Origin of the sequence: Pseudohongiella sp., assembly GCF_011050365.1 — a bacterium.
Classification (GTDB): domain Bacteria; phylum Pseudomonadota; class Gammaproteobacteria; order Pseudomonadales; family Pseudohongiellaceae; genus Pseudohongiella.
Window position 1 is genome coordinate 74,059 of sequence record NZ_DRFV01000002.1, and the last position, 17,431, is coordinate 91,489.

12 protein-coding genes are annotated in these 17,431 nt (G+C 59.0%); 8 read left to right on the top strand and 4 right to left on the bottom strand.

Annotated elements, in window-relative coordinates:
• Window positions 1-597 carry a YqgE/AlgH family protein gene (locus ENH71_RS01800; protein WP_294132771.1) on the top strand — a complete coding sequence of 199 codons (597 nt, stop codon included), beginning with the start codon at window positions 1-3 and terminating at the stop codon, window positions 595-597.
• Window positions 598-602: 5 nt separating this feature from the next.
• Window positions 603-1,064, top strand: coding sequence for a Holliday junction resolvase RuvX (gene ruvX, locus ENH71_RS01805; RefSeq protein WP_294132769.1), 462 nt, complete (start codon window positions 603-605; stop codon window positions 1,062-1,064).
• Here ruvX and ENH71_RS01810 read toward each other — a convergent pair.
• From ENH71_RS01810 to ENH71_RS01820, 3 genes are all read right to left on the bottom strand, one after another.
• Complete coding sequence (locus tag ENH71_RS01810; RefSeq protein WP_294132767.1) at window positions 1,061-1,744, bottom strand: fumarylacetoacetate hydrolase family protein; 684 nt, start codon at window positions 1,742-1,744, stop codon at window positions 1,061-1,063. The genes ruvX and ENH71_RS01810 overlap by 4 nt on opposite strands.
• Window positions 1,745-1,868: 124 nt before the next feature.
• A complete protein-coding gene (locus tag ENH71_RS01815) occupies window positions 1,869-4,307 on the bottom strand; it encodes a zinc-dependent metalloprotease (protein ID WP_294132765.1) in 2,439 nt (812 codons plus the stop codon).
• A 237-nt stretch (window positions 4,308-4,544) separates the two neighbouring features.
• Window positions 4,545-8,996 carry a DEAD/DEAH box helicase gene (locus tag ENH71_RS01820; RefSeq protein WP_294132764.1) on the bottom strand — a complete coding sequence of 1,484 codons (4,452 nt, stop codon included), beginning with the start codon at window positions 8,994-8,996 and terminating at the stop codon, window positions 4,545-4,547.
• A gap of 186 nt (window positions 8,997-9,182) precedes the next feature.
• On the opposite strand from ENH71_RS01820, the gene lepB reads away from it, so the two are divergent.
• The 5 genes from lepB (at window position 9,183) to ENH71_RS01845 (ending at window position 15,307) form a co-directional block, all read left to right on the top strand.
• Window positions 9,183-9,872: a signal peptidase I gene (gene lepB / locus ENH71_RS01825; protein ID WP_294132763.1), complete on the top strand. Its 690-nt coding sequence runs from the start codon at window positions 9,183-9,185 to the stop codon at window positions 9,870-9,872.
• Between the two features lie 138 nt (window positions 9,873-10,010).
• The gene (gcvT, locus tag ENH71_RS01830; protein ID WP_294132762.1) at window positions 10,011-11,120 is read left to right on the top strand and encodes a glycine cleavage system aminomethyltransferase GcvT; all 1,110 of its coding nucleotides are present in this window, start codon (window positions 10,011-10,013) and stop codon (window positions 11,118-11,120) included.
• Between the two features lie 61 nt (window positions 11,121-11,181).
• Window positions 11,182-11,565: a glycine cleavage system protein GcvH gene (gene gcvH, locus ENH71_RS01835; RefSeq protein WP_294132761.1), complete on the top strand. Its 384-nt coding sequence runs from the start codon at window positions 11,182-11,184 to the stop codon at window positions 11,563-11,565.
• Window positions 11,562-14,459 carry an aminomethyl-transferring glycine dehydrogenase gene (gcvP, locus tag ENH71_RS01840; RefSeq protein WP_294132760.1) on the top strand — a complete coding sequence of 966 codons (2,898 nt, stop codon included), beginning with the start codon at window positions 11,562-11,564 and terminating at the stop codon, window positions 14,457-14,459. Before gcvH ends, gcvP begins: the two co-directional genes overlap by 4 nt.
• Window positions 14,460-14,503: 44 nt before the next feature.
• Window positions 14,504-15,307, top strand: a complete 804-nt coding sequence (locus ENH71_RS01845; protein ID WP_294132757.1) for an ion transporter — start codon at window positions 14,504-14,506, stop codon at window positions 15,305-15,307.
• A gap of 30 nt (window positions 15,308-15,337) precedes the next feature.
• Here ENH71_RS01845 and ENH71_RS01850 read toward each other — a convergent pair whose 3' ends face one another.
• Window positions 15,338-16,375 (bottom strand): type IV pilus twitching motility protein PilT, encoded by a 1,038-nt coding sequence (locus tag ENH71_RS01850; RefSeq protein ID WP_294132754.1) that lies wholly within the window; start codon window positions 16,373-16,375, stop codon window positions 15,338-15,340.
• 164 nt (window positions 16,376-16,539) lie between these two features.
• Between ENH71_RS01850 and ENH71_RS01855 the strand changes: the two genes are divergently transcribed.
• A complete protein-coding gene (locus tag ENH71_RS01855) occupies window positions 16,540-17,415 on the top strand; it encodes a hypothetical protein (RefSeq protein ID WP_294132752.1) in 876 nt (291 codons plus the stop codon).
• Window positions 17,416-17,431 lie beyond the last annotated feature (16 nt).

Sequence of the window (17,431 nt, forward strand, 5' to 3'; positions counted from 1 at the left end):
ATGAAACATGAATCAGATACCGACACCGGCAGTGCTAGCTGCCTGGACAATCATTTCCTGATTGCCATGCCGCACCTGCGCGATCCGAATTTCAACGGATCAGTCACCTATTTGTGGAAACATGACGAAGAAGGCGCGCTGGGCCTGGTAGTGAACCGCCCATCAAAACTGGTGATACCGGACCTGATGGAGGAGCTTGGCATCACCATCAATGATGAATTCCTCGCACGCTTGCAGGACAGCAGTATCCTCACCGGTGGCCCGGTGGAGCGCAACAAGGGTTTTATCCTGCATGAAGCCGGGACCGAATGGGATTACACCCTGCCGGTGAACGACGACGTCAGCCTGTCCATGTCAAAAGACATTCTGCAGGAGATCGCCGACGGCGGCGGACCCTCACGCTATTTGATCACACTGGGCTGTGCCGGATGGGACGCCGGGCAACTGGAGCAGGAAATCAGTGATAATGTCTGGCTTACGGTGCCAGCAAACACTGATCTCCTGTTTTCAACCGATTACGACAACAAGGCATCGGCAGTAGCCGCCCTGCTCGGAGTCAGCCTCGACCAGCTGGCGTCACTGGCGGGGCATTCCTGACCCGCATGGACCGGTACCCACAAAAATACAGCAAACCACTCAAGGTACTGGCCTTCGACTTTGGCACCAGGCGTATTGGTGTTGCCTATGGTCAGAGCCTGACCGGCACAGCACAGGCCATCGGCATTATTCCGGCGACTGACGGCATTCCCGACTGGCGCAGACTGGAAGCGATGGTGGACAACTGGCAACCGGATGTTTTTGTGGTGGGTCTGCCGTTTAACATGGATGACAGTGAAAGCGAGTTACTGCTACGGGCGCGCAAATTTGGCAAGCGCCTGAACGGTCGCCTGCACAAACCCTGCTTTGGTGTCGATGAACGCCTGACCTCGTTTGAAGCGCGCGGCGAGTTGCTGCGCGGCGAGTCCAGCGGTGCGGTTGATGCCCTGGCCGCCCGCCTTATTCTGGAAGCCTGGTTTGACGGCCTGCCGCCGTTGCCGTCAGACGCCGAACCCGATCCGGGCTAAACCATGCTGAATTCGAGTCGTCCCACGCCTTCGATACTTGCCTGCACCACATCACCCCGGTTGACCGCGCCCACACCGGCCGGCGTGCCGGTAAAGATAATGTCGCCCGCCTGCAAGGTATAATACGTCGACAGCTCGGCAATAATCTCGTCCACTTTCCAGATCATGTCCGACAGATCACCGCGCTGCCGGGGCTCACCATTCAATGTGAGAGAAATGGCACCTTTATCCAGCCAGCCACAATCTTCCACGGCGACCAGTTCTGACACCGGACCGGAGGCATCAAAGCCCTTGGCGGTATCCCAGGGCCGCCCCTGTTTTTTGGCTTCGGCCTGCAGGTCGCGCCGGGTAAAATCAACACCTACACCATAGGCGTACACGCAGTCGCGCGCCGCCGCCGGCGTCAATGACAGTCCGCCCCGATGCAGAGCGACCACCAGCTCGGCTTCATGATGCAGATCAGCGGTACGCGGCGGGTACGGCACCTCGCCATCGGGCACCCACACGGCAGCGGCCGGTTTGCTGAAAAAGAAAGGCGCCTCCCGGCTCGGGTCGGCGCCCATTTCCCTGGCATGTTCGGCATAATTACGCCCCACGCAGAACACACGCCCCACCGGGAAGCGCGCATCGCGGTCCCTGATCGGCAAAGTGACAGCGGACAAATCAAATACGGTCTTCAATCGATTTCCTCTCTACAAAAATTCACGTGTGCAGTAACTCAAGCTGGTCAAAAATGTCATCGGCGCCGCTATTTCAGCGACGCCGGGGCAACGCCGATAACTCTTGAATGGGGGCACCCGGCGGCTAAATGGGGGCACCCGGCGGCATTGCCAATGGTGCTGACATCAGGCTCTCCATGGCGCCATTGTCACTCCAGTTCTCCAGCTCATCAAGCGCCATGCGATAGTGCCCGCGCCAGTCGTTGCCTGACACGTCATCGGCCTCGTCATCCAGCCATATTTCCAGATCCCGCAGCGCCAGATTGACCGCCGCCTTCACCTGGTTGTCGGTATCGTCCGAACGCAGCAAAGCCAACATGCGATACAGCACCACATTATTCACCGCCTGCTGCACGCGACCTGACTGACCGGCGGAGCGCTCGGCAAACCAGCTGCTGTTCAACAACCGGTCGAGCACATCCTGAATGGATGGCAGTGTCGGGTCCAGGCTGTGCTGATTGATCAGGCGGGCCAGGCGCTCGCCCTGCAATATACCACTCAGGGTATGATCAGCGGCCGTCTCGGCGATGGTGGCAAAATCCAGACCCAGCGAGGTGCGTAGCGGAAAACTTTCCCGGTTACGTGAATAACCTACGGGTTTGGGTGGAATCGTTGCCAGTATTTGCGGCGACAAGGCCAGCACATCAGGCGCCAGGGTCTGCATCAGCGCATCCAGTGCACGCATCTGATCGGCCGCGGCGATCGGGCTGACCTGCTCGGGCTCGGCGCTTTCGCCGTCATACACACTGTATTCATAGTACATGCCACCGATCAGACGGTGTACGGCCTCGACCTGGTAGCGGTGCAGAAAATACAGTGGCACCAGTATTTCCTCCAGCTCGGCATAGGGCTGTCCGGCACGCAGGTTTTGTGCGCCAAAGCGCTGCAGAGCCGCGGACCTCACATCAAGCAGTCGTTCCAGCTCAGTCACCGGGTCGGCGCCGTTATCCCACATGTGCGCCAGCGGGTGGCCGCCACCGGGCGCGCGACTGTCGGCATCAGAAATAAAATACAGACCGGCATCCTTGTTTTCCTGCAAGGTCGCCGCCAGACCGACGGCCTCTTCCAGTTGCGTGGCGTATTCGGCATAGCCGTACTTGATGGTCTGGAAATCCCACTGTCCGAGACCCACATCGTAGGCATTCAACGCATCCAGCACACCGGCATCGCTGACTTCCAGCGCCGGATGCGGATAGTCCATCACCGACGCACGGGAATTAACACTGGCGGCAAAGTTGTGCGCAATGCCCAGGGTGTGGCCCACTTCGTGGGCCGACAGTTGCCGGATGCGCGACAGCGCCAGCTCCTGAATGGCTTCGTCCGAACCTTCCTGCGCCAGCCCGATCAGGGACTGCGCGATACGATAGTCCTGGCGCACACGCAGTGAACCCAGCGTGACCTTGCCTTTGATAATCTCGCCGGTTCTTGGATCAGTAACACTAGATCCATAAGACCAGCCACGAGTGGAGCGATGCACCCACTGAATCACGTTGTAACGGATATCCATGGGGTCGGCATCTTCAGGCAGAATCTCGACCTGAAAGGCGTTGTCAAAACCAATGGCGGCAAAGGCGTCATTCCACCACCGCGCGCCATCCAGCAACGCACTGCGCACCGGTTCCGGTACACCGGCGTCCAGGTAATAGATAATCGGCTCCACGGCTTCACTGCGCGCGGCCTGTGGATTACGCTTGTGCAACCGATGCCGGGAGATATAGCGCCGGGTCATGTCTTCATTGATGGGCGCGGCAAAGTCTTCATAACTGCGCGACCAGAAGCCCGATTCCGGATGAAAAGCCCTGGCCTCATAACCCGGCCCGGGCAATTGCACAAAGGAATGATGCTGACGCACCGTGACGCTGCCCGGAGAAGGCGTCACCGAACGGATCAGTGCACCCGGCTGGCTGCCGGCAAAGGTGAGCTGCGCTTCAAACTCGGAGTTCAGCGGGAAGTTACGGGTGCGATCCATGTACACGGCCGAGCGCTGCTTGTCCAGGCTGTAGCTGCCCTGCTGGCTGCGCGCCAGAGTGCTGGCAACACCGTGCACATCACTGAGCAGGAAGTCGGTCAGGTCAATCAGTACGCTGTCACCGTCTGCAGCTTCAACATCAAACCCCGCCAGTATCGACTCAGCAAAGGCTTCCTGCACCGACAGGCGCTCAGCGGCGCTGTCCGAATCCGCCCGATAGTCCAGATTGATATGTTTCAGAAACACCTTGTTGCCATGGCGTTCAAACTTCACCACCCGGCCGCCACCCAACTGCCCACGATCCAGACCGATGTCGTTGGAGCCCACCCCGGTTGCCAGCGCGCTGGTATACAGAAACTCCTCATCCCAACGGTCTACTGCCAGCAGTATCTGGCCGCTATTGGGCTGATAGTAGAAATCGAAGTAACCTTCCTGCAGTTGCGCGCCGGCAACGGCTTCGGCTATCGCCGGTGGTGCATCCGCAGCCTGCGCCACGCTGGTAACCATCAGGAACGGAAGAAGCAGGGCCAGGCCCAGTTGAGGCAACATTTTCATTATTGATTTCCTTTCACCATATCAAAGACTCAAAACAGTGTAACCACACCACGTCATGACGAACATACGTTTTTCAACCGCCATACTCTGAATGAGCATTTTTTCTTTTACCTTGTAAATTATCCACTTCCAGAAACGTCCTCAGCGCCGGTCAGGCGACAGAAGCGGAGTTTACTTATAGTAAATGAGCATTCTGGCGCCTGACTTTAACGAAGCATCACCGATCCTGAGGGCGTTTCAAGCGAGATAGCTGCGCAAGCGCGGGTTAACTTCGTTTCGGCGCAGGAGTTGTTCCAATGCCCACTGATACTGGCCTGGCACCTCGCGTAAAAACCGCACCGCGTCCCCGTCCAGCACGGCCAGCGGGATGCCGTCGCGATACAACACCCGGTTGCGATTGGTGCGCGCCAGCTTCACATCAGGCACGAACAATGGCAGGTTGTTGACCGGGTCGGTCGCCGCCAGGCTGCAGTATTGTGACTCGTCAAATGACGCGCCGGCGTCGGCTTTACTTTTTGCCCGCAGCGGCGCAATGGTTTCAGCCAGCGCAAACTGTTCGCCGCCCAGGCCCTCGATAAACCGGCCGCCACGCAAGGTGCCACGGAGTTCGAAGCGTCGCAGCACCGGCAACAGGTCGCGCCAGGCCGGGGCACAGGACTCGCGCAGAACAATCTGGCGACTGACTACCCCCCAGCGCCGCAGGTAAATCATCACCAGTTCTTCCAGCGCATCGTTGTCCGGCGCCGCGGCCCGATCAAGAGCGGGTATCAGTGACCAACGACCGGCTTCTTCGATGCTGAAGCCACCGCGCCGGCTGCGTTGCCGGCCGTTGCCACGATTGCTGGGTTTACGCGACTCCGGCGTCAGCAAGGCGCGCAGCCCGGTGAAACTGTCACTGGTCAGCAGGCCATTGGCCACCAGTTCCGCCAGTGCCTGTTCCAGTTGTGCGGGCAATAGCCCGGTATGCTGTTTGATCTCGGCAAAAAAACTGGCGCCGCGTTGCCGCAGGGTTTCCAGGGCTTTTTGCGCGGGAGCTGTCAGTGTCGGCTGGCTTGGCGTGGCCGGTGCCGACAGCGTCTGCCAGATGTCCATGGTCTGGCGTGAACACACTGTCATGGGTGTTGCCTTGATCGGCCCCGCACTGCGCCGGCTACCTGAACGCACGGCCGTCAATTGTGCCGGTGGTGTATAACGCCCCCACACCAGGCGGCCGCTGATGCACATCATGTCCAGCCAGGACGGGTCGTACATGCCCAGTCGCGCCGGGATGATCTCGCCTTCCCATGCCGCCGCCGGGGCTGCCATGCCATCGAGTCGCTCCAGGGTGCGCTCCAGCAGAGCCTGGCCTTCAGCCATCGACGGCAATGGCACCGGGCGCGGGTTCAGGGTCTGCAAACGAATCTCGTGATGCTCAAACAGGTAACGGGTATAGGCCTGCAGCGACACGGGTTTGATGGCATCACGATGGCTGTCCAGCGTGTAGCGGTGAATGCGTTGCAGCAAACGGCGCTCACACCACTGCAGGGAATCATCATCGTGGCGCCCGATACTGTCCGGACTGAAGCGGCCCCGGAAAGCAAAGCCTTCGGCCTCCAGTTTCAGCAAGGCCTGATCGAGCTGGCTGCGCGCCAGCCCGATGTGTTTTTGCAGGTCTGCAACACAGACCGGACCCAGCACATCCAGGCGGCGACGCACCAATATTTGGGCAGCCGCATCGGCATCAGGCGCCGCCGCGGTGAGCTCAGGCGGCAGCTCGATTTCCGGCTCAAACACCGCATCGGGATCAAGCGCCCGGAACACCGGAATCATTTCCGCGCTCACACACTGACCTGTCGCCGGCAGACGACAGGCCCGACCCTGCGCGACCAGCTTATCAAACAGGGTGACATGGCCCCTGTCTGTCAATTCGCTGGCGCTGAAGAATCCGGCGCAATACAGCGCATCATGCATTTCCTCGACATCACGCATCAGCGGCCAGGCTTCCTCGCGTACACGGGCAATCGCGGCTTCATCCAGACGGCTGTAGGCATCGGTTTCCGCCGGGTCAGTCCAGCTGCGATTGCGAATGGCATTGGTGCGGCGCTCTTCAAACGGCGCATCGTCCAGGAAGGCGTACGGCCGGGCGTTGATAATTTCCTGGGCAAAAGGTGATGGTTCGCGCAGGTCCAGCGCTACCAGATTCAGGGACTTGTCCTCAAAAGCACGCAGCAGGTCCAGCAGCCCATCGATATCCATGGCCTCGGTCAGGCAGTCATGAATGGTCTGCTGCACCAGGGGGTGATCAGGAATTTCGCGCTTGCCGGTAATATTCTCCTGGCAGGCAAGCTGGTCGGGAAACACCTGCGCCACCAGGTCTTCAGCATCCATACGCTGAAACTGCGGCGGCACGCGTTTGCCCGCGCGATTACGCTGAATAGCCAGCGAGCGGGTCGCGTTCCAGCGCCAGCGCACCTCAAACATGGGCGAGTCCAGCAGCGCCTGCGTCAGCACATCGGTTACCGTATTGCTGTGCAGATAGGAAAACACTTCTTCCAGCGCAAAACTGTGCACCGAGCCCAGCGATATGACAATGCTGTCTTCGTTGGCAGCGGCCTGCAGTTCAAAGTTGAAGGTGCGACAAAAACGTTTGCGCAGCGCCAGCCCCCAGGCCTTGTTCAGACGGCTACCAAAGGGGGCATGTATCACCAGATGCATGTCGCCGACTTCATCAAAGAAGCGTTCCATGACAATATTGCTTTGCGTCGGCATCACCTGCAAGGCATTGCGGCCTGCATGCAGATAATCCACCAGCTGGGTGGCTGCGCCCTGCGGCAAGCCCAGCTCGCCGGTCAGCCACAACACAGCCTGATCAGGCCCTTCATCGGTCAGGTAGTCATCAATGGTTGCACGTAACCGGGACACCGATGACGACAGCTCAACGGTACGACCGGCGGCTTCGCCAAACCAGAACGGCACCGTCGGCTTTTGTCCGTGGGCATCACGCACCCGCACTTTCAGGCCGTCCACCCGCATCATCTGCCAACTGTGTGAGCCCAGGGTAAAGATATCCCCAGGCAGTGTCTCCAATGCAAAATCCTCATTGAGATTGCCAACCACGGTATCGTCGGGATCCAGCACCACCTGGTAATCAAACATGTCCGGAATGGCCCCGCCATTGGTCAGCGCGGTCAGCCGCGCGCCACGTCGGGCACTGGCACGCTGGTTGATCCGGTCCAGGTGCAGCCAGGCACCGCGCCGTCCCAGTCGTGTCGAATATCCGTCACCCAGCATTTGCACCAGACCATCAAACACCGCGCGCTCCAGATTGCGGTAGGGCCACGCCCGCGTCATCAGGGCAAACAACTCATCCAGCGATTGCGGTGCCACGTCTTCATCCTGGCGGGCGGCCAGTTCCGCCACCAGTTGCTGCGACAGGATATCCAGCGGCGCTTCGGGCATCAGGATCTTGTCGAGCTCACCGCGATGAATACTGTCCACCAGTGCCGTGCATTCAGCGAGGTCGTCACGCGTCAGCGGAAACAGAATACCTTTGGGCGTGCCGCCCACCGAGTGACCGCTGCGTCCGACGCGTTGCAGGAAGGTGGCAATACTCTTGGGCGAAGCAAACTGCACCACCAGGTCGACAGCACCGATATCTATACCCAGCTCCATGGAGGCGGTGGCCACCAATACTTTTAACTTGCCGGCCTTGAGTTGCTGCTCGGCGTGCAGGCGATGTTCCTTGCTCATGCTGCCATGGTGTGAACTTACCAATTTTACGGCGTCGTCCCCTGCCAGATTGTCCGCCTGCAGTCGCTCGGACAGTGCCAGCGCCAGCCGCTCGGACAGGCGCCGCGTATTTACAAATACCAGTGTGGTCTGATGCGTATTGATCAGCTCCACCAGACGCTCGTAAAGCTCTGCCCACACCTCATTGCTCATCAGCGCGGTCAGCGGCGACGAGGGCACTTCAATACGAATATCGCGCTTGCGGTTATGGCCGCTGTCGACAATCACACAGTCAGTGCCCACAGCGCCTGATAGAGAGCCAGCCACCGCGCCAGTCAGGTACGAGGCCACCAGCTCAATCGGCTTCTGCGTCGCTGACAGGCCGATACGTTGCAGCGGCTTGCCTGTTAGCGCCTGCAGTCGCTCCAGTGACAGCGACAGGTGCGAGCCGCGCTTGTCACCGAGCATGGCGTGGATTTCATCGATGATCACCGACGTCACGCCGCGCAGCATGTTGCGCCCATGGATGCTGGTCAGCAGCAGGTAGAGGGATTCGGGCGTGGTCACCAGAATATGCGGCGGGTTCTTCAGCATTTTCTGCCGTTCGGCTTGCGGCGTATCGCCGGAGCGCACCGCTACACGGATACCGGCCGGATGGCAGCCCTGCAGAAACAGCTCGTCTTCGATGCCGGCCAGCGGCGCCTGCAGATTGCGCTCGATGTCATTGCTCAATGCTTTCAGCGGGGAAACGTACAGAATGCGGGTCTGCGCGGGCAACGGTGCCTGCTGCGCCTCCTGCACCAGAATATCTATGGCGGCGTAAAAAGCGGCCAGGGTTTTACCACTGCCGGTGGGGGCGGCGACCAGCGTATGGCGCCCGTCCCGGATGGCCGGCCACGCTTCAGCCTGGGCCGGTGTGGCAACACCCAGGTTCTGCTCAAACCAGGCACGGCTGGCGGGATGAAAGGCGGACAGTGGCATAAAAAGCTCCGGTACCAGACCAGGATCATGCAGGATACATCGCAAAATATACGTGATTTATCGTTTAAGTACAGCTCAACAGGGCAGCAGTCGTTGACCAACGCCGGCGATACCGCTAACGTACTGATTTGATTCCTTCAACCGTCGGCCAGTCGACAGACATCCTGACAGGGAAACGCAGAACACGTGACAGTCCGCAAAAAAGTACTGACAGCAACATCAGCGTATCTCGCCGCGTTCTGGCGCGAAAACCGCAAATTCCTGCTCATTCTGGTCAGCATCCTGTGTTTCAAGAGTGCAGTGGCCGATCTCAATTCGATTTCCGGCCGCTCCATGCAGCCAACCCTGCTGGACGGCGACAAGGTCTGGGTCAACAAACTGGCCTATGACGTCAAACTGCCGTTCACTGGCATCTCCGTGCTTGAACTGGCCGAACCGACGCGAGGCGATATTATCATCATCGACTCCGAAGTTGCCGGGAAAAGGCTGGTGAAACGCATCATCGGCCAGCCCGGGGATACCGTGTACATGCGCAACAACCTGCTGGTGGTTAATGACAAAATCGTTGACTTCGAGATTCTGTCCGAAAGCCGTGAAGGCACCATTATTGTTGAGCACCTGTTTGAAGAAACCCATCAGGCCCTGCTCTCGGCCCAGGGCAGCAATCGCTCTACCCGCAGTTATGGCCCGGCCCAGGTGCCGGCGGACCACTTCTTTGTGCTGGGCGACAACCGCGATAACAGCGCGGACAGCCGGCTTTACAGTTTCATTCCCCGCGATCAGATCGTGGGTCGCTCCAGCTCGGTGGTGTTCTCCATGGACAGTGACCACGCCTTCCGCCCGCGAAGCGGGCGCTTCATGGCAACGCTGGACTGAAGACCAGCCAACCAGAACCGCAAATAATCGGCAAAAGCGACAACGCTCGCCTGTTAAATCCGCCTGCCAGACAGTAAACTACCCCTCTTTTCCAAAGCTGCCATCACGCGTCGATATCGCGTCGGGGGATTACTACCTGTGGGACAACAGACTGCACTGTACGCCAAGCACCTTGAAGCAGGGGCCAAAATCGTGGATTTCGGCGGCTGGGACATGCCCATTCAGTATAAATCACTGATCGAAGAGCACACCGCGGTGCGAGAGCAGGCGGGCGTGTTTGACGTTTCCCACATGACCATTGTTGACATCGATGGACCAGATGCCGAGCGCTGGCTGCAGTTCCTGCTGGCCAATGATGTTGCCCGGCTCAAGGACACCGGCAATGCCCTGTACACCGGCATGCTGAATGAAAACGGCGGCGTGATTGATGACCTGATTGTCTACCGCATGGCCTCGGGGTTTCGTTTGGTCGTCAATTGCGCCACCCGCGAGAAAGACCTGGCCTGGATGCAGAGTCAGCAGCGCGGATTCAGCGTCACCCTGACCGAGCGCCCGGAGCTGGCAATCCTCGCCGTACAGGGCCCGAGGGCGATTGATATCGTGCGGACCATCGTCGAGCAGCGCTTTTCGGCACCAGACTCGGCCACAGTCAGTGGTCTGAAAAATTTCTGTGGCGTAGAACTGGATAACTGGTTTATCGCGCGCACCGGTTATACCGGTGAAAATGGTGTCGAGATCATGTTGCCCAACAGCGAGGCCCCGGCCATCTGGGACCTGCTGCTCGCCGCCGGCGTCAAACCCATCGGCCTGGGCGCACGCGACACACTGCGCCTGGAAGCGGGTATGAACCTGTATGGTCACGACATGGATGAGAGCATCTCGCCATTGTCTGCCAATATGGGCTGGACCATCGCCTGGGAGCCGGCCGAGCGCGACTTCATGGGCCGCAAGGCACTGGAAGCGCAACGCCAGCACCGCGATACCCTGCCGGTGCTGACCGGCCTGGTGATGGAAGAGCGCGGTGTCCTGCGAGAAGGCCTGCGCGTCGAGTGCACACTGGGTGACGGTTCCACGCAGGATGGCGTGATAACCAGCGGTACCTTCTCGCCCACGTTGAAGCATGGTATCGCTTTGGCTAGAATTCCCGCTGATGCACAGCAATGTGCGGTCGACATCCGCGGCAAGCTTGTCCCCGTGCGCCCGGTCAAACCCGGCTTTGTCCGTCACGGCAAAAAAGTTTTTGTTTAAACTCAACGCACCATTCACAACCGGCACGAGGCCCAGACGAGGCCAATAAGAGGAAAATCCCGTGAGCGAATTCCCTGATGATTTGAAATACGCCGCCACCCACGAGTGGGTGCGCGTTGAAGAAGACGGCAGTGTCACCATCGGCATTTCCGACCATGCCCAGGAATTGCTGGGCGACATCGTGTTTATTGAACTGCCCGAAGAAGGCGCCGTTGTCAGCGCCAAAGACGAGATGAGTGTTGTCGAGTCTGTGAAAGCAGCGTCGGACATTTACGCGCCAATTTCGGGCGAAGTCATCGCAGTTAACGAAGATCTGGCCGATGCACCGGAAACCATGAACTCATCCCCCTACAGCGACGGCTGGTTATGCCGTATTCTGCCCAGCAATCCAAGTGAACTGGAAGAGCTGCTGGACGCCGACACCTATGCCGGAATGTGTGAATGAACATCAATACGCCCCTGCGCTCCCTGCAAGACAACGACACCTTCATCGGACGCCACATCGGCCCTGATGAACCGCAGATCCAGACCATGTTGCACGCCCTCGGTTACAGCTCCCTGAGCGAACTGACACGTGCCACTGTGCCTGGCAGCATTGCGTTGAACCGCTCGCTGGCGCTGGCCGAGCCACGCAGCGAACAGCAGGCATTGGGTCACCTCAAACAACTTGCACAGCAAAACGTACTGCACCGCTCCTTTATCGGACTGGGCTACTACGACACGGTGACGCCACCGGTTATTCTGCGCAATGTGCTTGAGAACCCGGGCTGGTACACGGCGTATACGCCTTACCAGCCGGAGATTTCCCAGGGGCGACTGGAAACCCTGCTGGCTTACCAGCAGATGGTGCTCGATTTTACCGGCATGCAACTGGCCAACGCGTCACTGCTCGACGAAGCCACCGCCGCAGCCGAAGCCATGGCGCTGGCCAAACGTGTCAGCAAGGCGCGCAGTGCCAATGCATTTTTTGTCGATCAACGCTGTCTGCCGCAAACCATTGATGTCATCCGCACCCGCGCCGAGAGTTTTGGTTTCGAGCTGATCGTAGGCCCGGCCAAAGACGCCGCCTCACACCCGGTATTCGGTGCCATCCTGCAATACCCGGATGCCGACGGCCATATTGAAGACCTCACCGATATCATCAAGGCACTGCAGGCAAACCAGGCCATCGCCTGTGTCGCCGCTGACCTGATGAGCCTGGCGCTGCTGACCGCGCCCGGCGAGATGGGCGCCGACGTAGTAGTGGGTAACACCCAGCGCTTTGGCGTGCCCATGGGTTTCGGTGGCCCGCATGCCGCGTACTTTGCCACCAAGGATGAGTACAAACGTGCCGTGCCCGGCCGCATCATCGGCGTCTCCATCGACGCCCGCGGCAAGCAGGCCTACCGCATGTCACTGCAGACCCGCGAGCAGCATATCCGCCGCGAGAAAGCCAACAGCAACATCTGCACCGCGCAGGTACTGCTGGCCAATATTGCCGCCATGTACGCCATGTACCATGGCCCCGAAGGTGTGCGCCGCATTGCCCTGCGTATCCACCGCCTGACCCGTGTACTGGCCAGCGGTCTGTATCAGAAAGGCATCAAGGGCAACCACAGTTTCTTTGATACGCTGACGCTGGAAGTGCCAGCCGATCAGCGCAATGATGTGCTGGCACGCGCCGCACAGCACGGCATCAACCTGCGCACCCAGACCAGCGACACCAGCATTGGTATCAGCCTGGATGAGTGTACCACCGAGCACGACATCGACGTGCTGTGGCAGGTGATGCTGGGCTCTGATGCCACCGACCTTAGCGTACCCGGAGTCGATGCCGGGCTGGACGACAACAGCAAGCTGGGAGTTCCCGCTGCGCTGCGGCGACAGACTGCCTATCTGCAGCACCCGGTGTTCAATCGTTATCACAACGAAACCGATATGCTGCGTTACCTCAAGCGCATGGAAAACCGCGACCTGTCACTGGCACACGCCATGATTCCGCTGGGCTCGTGCACCATGAAGTTGAATGCCACCGCCGAGATGCTGCCTGTCACCTGGCCGGAGTTCAGTAAACCGCATCCGTTCGTACCACGCGAACAGGTCACCGGTTACATACAGATGATTCAGGAACTGGAAGCCATGCTGGCCGAGATTTGTGGCTTTGATGCGGTCAGCATGCAGCCTAACTCGGGCGCTCAGGGCGAATATGCCGGCCTGCTGGCGATTCGTAAATACCTCGACAGCAAGGGCGAGCAGCAGCGTAACGTGTGCCTGATCCCAAGCTCCGCCCACGGCACCAACCCGGCCAGCGCCCAGATGCTGAGCATGAAAGTGGTGGTGGTTGCCTGTGACAGCAAAGGCAACATCGACGTTGAAGACCTGCGCGCGAAAACCGAAAAACACAAAGACACGCTGGCAGCGTTGATGATCACCTATCCCTCAACCCATGGCGTATTCGAAGAGGCCGTGCGTGAAATCTGCCAGATCGTGCATGACCATGGCGGCCAGGTCTATATGGACGGCGCCAACCTCAATGCCCAGGTCGGCGTGTCACGTCCCGGCGATATCGGCGCCGACGTGTCCCACGTCAATCTGCACAAGACCTTCTGTATTCCGCATGGCGGCGGCGGCCCGGGCATGGGCCCGATCGGCATCAAGCAACACCTGGCGCCTTTTGTGTCGAATCATGCCGTGGTCAAACTCGAAGGTCCGCAGGCCGGCAACAGCGCGGTATCAGCCGCCCCCTGGGGCAGCGCCAGCATTCTGCCGATCTCGTGGATGTATATCAGCATGATGGGCGCTGCCGGTCTGCTGAAAGCAACCCAGGTTGCCATTCTCAGCGCCAACTACATTGCCCGGCGTCTGGATGGTCATTACCCGGTGCTGTACACCGGCCAGAACGGTCGCGTCGCACACGAATGCATCATTGATCTGCGACCGCTGAAAGCCAGTTCCGGCATCACCGAAGAAGACATTGCCAAGCGCCTGATGGACTACGGTTTCCACGCGCCAACGATGTCGTTCCCGGTACCCGGCACCCTGATGATCGAACCCACCGAAAGCGAGCCGCTGGAAGAAGTGGACCGGTTTATTGAAGCCATGATCAGCATCCGTCAGGAAATCGCACGGGTGGAATCAGGTGAGCTGGACGGCGACAATAATATGCTCAAGCATGCCCCCCACACCCTTGCCGACATCATGGATGAGAGCTGGGATCGTCCATACAGCAAACAGGAAGCCGCATTCCCGGCCGACGCGCTGCGTGACAACAAGTTCTGGCCGGCAGTCAACCGCATAGACAATGTCTACGGCGACCGCAACCTGTTCTGTGCCTGCCCGGCCATGGAGTCGTATACCTGACGCGCTGTGCTGGCGCGGCAGGTAGTTTTTCTGAGGTGGTATAGATGAGCCCGACAATCAGGCAACGGATTGCGCAATGGATTGAAAGCCCGATGGTGCAGAACTTCATCATCGGCGTCATCCTCTTTAACGCCATCACACTCGGGCTGGAAACGTCCACCACCATCATGCGTGCAGCCGGAGGCGTGCTGCGGGCCATCGAGCAGATCGTATTGGTGATTTTTGTCATCGAGATCCTGCTCAAACTGTTCGCTCACGGCCCCCGGTTTTTCCGCAGCGGCTGGAATGTGTTTGATTTCATCATCGTGGGCATTGCGTTGGTGCCGTCGACCGGCCCCCTTGCCATTCTGCGGGCACTGCGGATTCTGCGAGTGCTGCGCCTGCTGACCAAAATCAAGCGCCTGCGCATGATCATCGAATCGCTGCTGGCTGCGTTGCCCAGCATTGGCTGGATCGTGTTTTTACTGGGCATGGTTTTTTACATTTTTGCGGTCATGGGAACGCAGCTGTTCGCCTCGGCATTCCCGGATGACTTTGGTACGCTGGGCCGCACGCTTTACACCCTGTTCCAGGTGATGACGCTGGAGAGTTGGTCAGAGGGTGTGTCACGACCGGTGATGGCAGTGTATCCCTATGCCTGGATCTACTTTATCAGCTTTGTGCTGGTCACCGCGTTTGTGGTGTTGAATCTGTTTATCGGTATCATCGTCAGCACCATGCAGGAACGTCACTTCGAAGACGAGTCTCTGCGCCAGGCCGAGCAGGACGAACGCGCCCACAATGAGCGCGAAGAGATGCTACGCCTGATCCGTGATCTCAACGACAAAGTGGATCGTCTGCAGCGCTGACCCGGTCAGGACCGCTGCCGCTTGCCGGCATTACAAAAAAGCGTCGGGCATCTTGGCTTTAACGCGGGCATCTTCCTTGCTGACAACGCCCGCCTGCACCAATTCCTTCAGGTGCTGATCAAGCGTCTTCATGCCGGTATTGGAACCGGTCTGAATCGCCGAATACATCTGCGCCACCTTGTCTTCGCGAATCAGGTTCCGGATAGCCGGCGTACCCATCATGATTTCAAAAGCCGCCACCCGGCCACCGCCGGTCTTTTTCAGCAGCGCCTGCGACACCACTGCCTGCAATGACTCCGACAACATGGAGCGGACCATGCTCTTCTCACCAGCAGGGAATACATCAATCATCCGGTCGATGGTTTTTGCCGCCGATGTTGTGTGCAGAGTAGCAAACACCAGATGCCCGGTCTCGGCAGCCGTCAGTGCCAGCCGTATCGTTTCCAGGTCACGCAGCTCGCCAACCAGAACGATGTCCGGGTCTTCCCGCAGTGCCGAGCGCAGCGCTTCATTGAAACCCAGGGTATCGCGATGCACTTCGCGCTGATTCACCAGGCATTTTTTGCTCTCGTGGACAAATTCGATAGGGTCCTCGATGGTCAGGATATGTTCGTAGCGGGTTTCATTGATGTAATCCATCATCGCCGCCAGCGTCGTGCTTTTGCCCGAACCGGTAGGCCCGGTCACGACCACCAACCCACGGGGGAAGCTGGCAATTTGCTCAAACACCTTGCCCATGGACAACTGTTCCATGGTCATCACGGTAGCCGGAATGGTCCGAAACACCGCTGCTGCGCCCCGGTTCTGATTGAACGCATTGACACGAAAACGCGCCAGACCCGGAATCTCAAACGAAAAATCAGTCTCGTAAAACTCTTCGTAGTCCCGGCGCTGTTTGTCCGTCATGATTTCGTAGATTAACGCGTGTACTGTCTTGTGATCCATGGCCGGCGCATCCACGCGCCGGATGTCACCGTCCACCCGGATCACAGGCGGCATGCCTGCTGTCAGATGCAGGTCGGAAGCGCCATTTTGCACGGCGAAGGTCAGTAGTTTGCTGATGTCCATAATCACACTCTGTGGGTTCTGAATAAGTCGGTGTTTTCACCTATAACTGCACTATAGCATCCCGGCTCCGCATCAAAAGATCGGATACGGAAAAAGTTTTTCGGAATAAACCCGGCGCCGTGTTCGTTAAAGGACTGTCAACCAGATAAAGGGAGGATTTGACAATGGCTAAGATCAAATTTGCCGGGATATTCAAACCATCCGTGCTTGCACTGGCTTGCGCCATGGCGACTGCGTCACTGTCGCACGCTCAGGATGAGTCCACCGATACCGACGCACAGATTCAGGCCAGCGTTAGCGCTGACGTTGAAACCAGCACAACAGTTGCTGCAGAGTCAGGCGTCAACGACAGCATTGGTGCCTCTGCGGACGAAACCATGGATGCCAGCGCGGACGAGGAAATTGATGTCAGCGTTTCTGTGTCACAGGCCGTGGCTGAGGCACGCGAGAATGGTGACTCGGTATCTGAGGCGGCTATCAGTGCCGCCGCAGAAGCTGGCGCAGGCGCCGGTACCACTGTGGCTCTGGCCGTGCAGCGGGCACGCGAAAACGGTGAGTCGGTCGCTGACGCCGCCATCGCTGCCAGTGCGGAGCTAGCTGCACGGGCACGTGCAGAAGCCAGGAACGGCGCTGCCGAGGCGCAGGGTGCCGCCCGCGTGACCGGACAGGCTGCCGCAGAAGCAGCGCGTGAAGCCCGCAGCGCCGTGCAGAATACCGCACAGAAAAGCGCAGGCGCCGAGGCACGTCAGGAGCTTCGTGGTAACATTGGCGCAGCCGTCAATGGCGCAGTGGCCTCGGAAACCAGCCAGACCGTACGCGAAACTGTGCGTGCTGACATCGACAGTGAAGTCAGCGGCAGTGTTCAGGGCAGCGCCCGGAAAAGTGTGCGCGAGAATGTCCGTGACAATGTACAGGACACTGTGCGCGATGATGTGCGTGGTAACGTGAACTCGACCGCGGGTGCCGAAGTGGCTGGAGAGGTCCGCAGTTCGGTACGCCAGAACGTTCGTAACAACATCGGCGGACCACTGGGTCAGTAACCGCCCGGTAGTGAGA

What these genes read in the sequence shown, in the direction of transcription:
- ENH71_RS01820 (WP_294132764.1), bottom strand. Translation starts at nt 8,996, where the DNA reads ATGCCACTGTCCGCCTTTCATCCCGCCAGCCGTGCCTGGTTTGAGCAG.
- ENH71_RS01815 (WP_294132765.1), bottom strand. Translation starts at nt 4,307, where the DNA reads ATGAAAATGTTGCCTCAACTGGGCCTGGCCCTGCTTCTTCCGTTCCTG.
- gcvP (WP_294132760.1), top strand. Translation starts at nt 11,562, where the DNA reads ATGAACATCAATACGCCCCTGCGCTCCCTGCAAGACAACGACACCTTC.
- ENH71_RS01855 (WP_294132752.1), top strand. Translation starts at nt 16,540, where the DNA reads ATGGCTAAGATCAAATTTGCCGGGATATTCAAACCATCCGTGCTTGCA.
- ENH71_RS01845 (WP_294132757.1), top strand. Translation starts at nt 14,504, where the DNA reads ATGAGCCCGACAATCAGGCAACGGATTGCGCAATGGATTGAAAGCCCG.
- ENH71_RS01800 (WP_294132771.1), top strand. Translation starts at nt 1, where the DNA reads ATGAAACATGAATCAGATACCGACACCGGCAGTGCTAGCTGCCTGGAC.
- ENH71_RS01850 (WP_294132754.1), bottom strand. Translation starts at nt 16,375, where the DNA reads ATGGACATCAGCAAACTACTGACCTTCGCCGTGCAAAATGGCGCTTCC.
- ruvX (WP_294132769.1), top strand. Translation starts at nt 603, where the DNA reads ATGGACCGGTACCCACAAAAATACAGCAAACCACTCAAGGTACTGGCC.